The organism is Streptomyces sparsus (genome assembly GCF_054776295.1).
The window spans coordinates 1-3,086 of sequence record NZ_BAAHCA010000597.1; the positions used below are offsets into that span (position 1 = coordinate 1).

A 3,086-nucleotide genomic window follows, 5' to 3' on the forward strand; every position below is an offset into this window, starting at 1 on the left:
CGCCGCCCGCCCGGCCCGTCATGCGGCGCCCGCAGCCGCCCGCCGTCAGCCGTCGCGCAGGTGCTTGAGCCGGGCGACGTCCGCCGCGTGCCCCTCCTTGCCGCCGGGCGTCTCGATGACGAGTGGCACGCCCTCGGTGGCGGGGTGCTCGAAGAGACCGCGGAACGGCTCCGCGCCGATGTGCCCGCTGCCGACGTTCTCGTGCCGGTCCTTGTGGGCGCCGCAGACGTCCTTGGAGTCGTTGGCGTGGATCAGCTTCAGCCGGCGTTCCCCGGTCACCTCGACCAGCTCGTCGAGCAGCAGCTTGGTGCCGCCGGGCGCGGCCAGGTCGTGGCCGGCCGCGAAGGCGTGGCAGGTGTCCAGGCAGACCCCCAGGCGCGGGTGCCGGTCCAGGGCGTCGAAGTAGGGCCCGAGGTCCTCGGCCAGGGAGCACAGCGAGGAGCCCTGCCCGGCTGTCGGCTCCAGCAGCAGCCACGGATCGTCGTCGGCGGTGAGTTCCTCCAGCAGCGGCAGCAGCCGCTCCCGCACCTGGGCGAGCGCCGCGGAGCGTGCCCGGCCACCGGTCGCCGAGCCGGTGTGCACCACCACCCCGCGGGCGCCGATCACCCTGCCGCGACGCAGCGAGTGCCGGAGCGACTCCACCGACCGGTCGACGGTCGCCGGGGTGTGGGAGCCGAAGTTGATCAGGTAGGGGGCGTGGACGTACACCGGCAGCGACTCGGCCGCGCAGGCCGCCCGGAACGCCTCGTCCTGCGCGCGGCTGCCCGGCGGCGTGGCCCAGCCGCGCGGGTTGGCCACGAACACCTGGAGTGCCTCCGCGCCCATCTCACGGGCGTACGGAACGCCCGTGGCGGCCAGTCCGCCGGCTACGGGGACATGGCCGCCAATGGGGTTGCGGGCCCGGCCGGTGCACGGCTCGGGGCGGGGCTGGACGCTGGGGGAGGTGCGGGTGCTCACCCCACCAGGGTGCCAGGGCCCGTGGGGGCGCTGCGTCAGTAGGCCCCGTTGACGTTGTCGATGGACCCGTAGCGGTCGGCCGCGTAGTTGCAGGCGGCGACGATGTTGGCGACCGGGTCGTACTGGCTCCGCGCGGTGCCCGCGACGTGGTACGCGTCGAAGGTGGGCCGGATCACCTGGAGCAGCCCGATCGAGGGAACGCCGTTCCGGGCGTTGATGTCCCAGTTGTTGATGGCGTTCGGGTCGCCGCCGGACTCCCGGATCACGTTGCGGTGGATGCCGTCGTAGCTGCCCGGGATGCCGTTGGCCCGCATGATGGCCAGGGACTGGCGGATCCAGCCGTCCAGGTTGTTGGCGTAGGACACGGGCTGGGCGCGCTGGGCGGTCCGGCTTGCGGTCGTGGTGCCGCGCTCGGCCTTCGCCTTGGCCTCCGCAGCCTTCTTGGCCTCCGCAGCCTTCTTGGCCTCGGCGGCCTTCTTCGCGTCCGCGGCCTGCTTCGCCTCGGCGGCCTTCTTCGCGTCCGCGGCCTTCTTGGCGTCGGCGGCCTTCTTCGCTTCGGCGGCCTTCTTGGCCTCGGCGGCCTTCTCGTCGTCCGCCGCCCGCTGCTGGGCGAGCTGGTGCTGGCGGCCGAGGTCCGAGCTCTGACTGGGTATGTGACCGCTCAGCGACTGGAGGGCGGCCGGCTCGGCCTGCACGTTCGAGTCGCCCGCGTCGGTGCCGGCCGGCGTCAGGCTCAGCGCCAGGGTCGCGGCTCCGGCTGCGGCGGTGATGCCGAGGGCGGAGAACCTCTGCGACCTGGTGACGGCGCGACGCCAGTCGGGAATCTTGGCTTCGGGCATGGTGGAGCTGACCTTCCCCTTCGCTCGGGTCGCTGACGGCCGAGTGGCGGCAACCGCCGCGGTGAGGTGTGCGGCGCTGGGCGACGGAGAGAAGTCTTAACGGTCGGAAATTCGCAGGGCAAAGGGCGCCCGTACTACCGCCGATAGTGGGGGAGGGGGGTCCCGGGACCCCGGAAAGCCCGCTCGGACCGGTGGAAACGTCCACTAGTCCGGGTCGTAGGTGAGATACGTCCTATGCCGCTAATCACAGCGGCAGGAGGTGTAGAACACGGTGCGAAGTTGCGATCGCACTCGCTGTCAGCGAATCCACAGGGTGATGGTGGAACCCTTCGGCGCGCGCTCGCCCGCGTCCACGGACTGGTTGAACACCTCGCCGGTGATGAAGAGTCTGCGGACCTTCACCTCGAAGCCGACTGCCTCCAGCCGGCTCACCGCCCGGTCCTCGTCGTCGCCCTCCACGTCGGGGACCGCGACCATCTCCGGCCCCTTGGAGAGCGTCAGGGTGACCGTGTCGCCCTTGGCCCCGGTGGCGCCCGCCTCTGGTGACTGCTCGGCCACGGCGCCCACCGGCTGGTCGGAGTGCACCCGCCGGTCGGAGACGCGCACCTCGAAGCCGGCGTCGGTCAGCTCCGTCAGGGCGGTGTCCTCCTTGACGCCGATCACGTCCGGCAGTTCGAGCCGCTCGCCCTTGGAGACGACGAGGGAGACCGCGCTGCCCGGCCGCTTCTCGACGCCGGCCTTGGGGTCGGTGCGGACCACCGCGCCCTGCTCGACCTCGTCGCTGAACTCGCGGGTGACGGTGGCCGGCTTCAGGTCGGCGTCCTCCAGCTGTTCGCGGGCCTCGGCCAGCGGGGTGCCCCTGAGCCGGGGCACCGCCACCACGTCCGGTCCCCGGGAGACGCTGAGCGTGACCGTGCCGTTGCCCCGGATGCGGGCGCCCGGTCCCGGGTCGGAGCCGATCACACGGCCGGACGGGACGGTCGCGCTGTGCCTGCGGGTGACCTCCACCCGCAGTCCCGCGTCGGTGATCGTCCGCTCCGCCTCCGCCTGCGGCATGCGCAGCACGCCGGGCGTCCGGGTGAACTGACCTGAGTTGATGTACCAGACACCGGCGCCCACCCCCAGCACCAGCAGCACCGTGCCGATGAGGGCCAGCACCGACCGGCGCGGCCGGACGAACCGGCTCCGCCCGCCGTCCTGCCCGCCGCCCGCCACCGGCGAGGCCAGTGGCGCTTCGGCGAGCACGCTGGTGCGGTTCTCGGGCCGGTCCGCCGCCGCTCGGCCCAGCAC

The 3,086-nt window shown here is 73.0% G+C and carries 3 protein-coding genes; all 3 read right to left on the reverse strand.

Annotated elements, in window-relative coordinates; translation table 11 throughout:
* Positions 1–45: 45 nt before the first annotated feature.
* Positions 46–957 (reverse strand): deoxyribonuclease IV, encoded by a 912-nt coding sequence (locus ACYVE9_RS20780; RefSeq protein ID WP_461029404.1) that lies wholly within the window; start codon positions 955–957, stop codon positions 46–48.
* A 35-nt stretch (positions 958–992) separates the two neighbouring features.
* Positions 993–1,796, reverse strand: a complete 804-nt coding sequence (locus tag ACYVE9_RS20785) for a transglycosylase SLT domain-containing protein (protein ID WP_461029405.1) — start codon at positions 1,794–1,796, stop codon at positions 993–995.
* A gap of 297 nt (positions 1,797–2,093) precedes the next feature.
* Positions 2,094–3,086, reverse strand: a 993-nt coding sequence (locus tag ACYVE9_RS20790; protein ID WP_461029406.1) for a Stk1 family PASTA domain-containing Ser/Thr kinase, incomplete at its 5' end; no start/stop codon positions are given.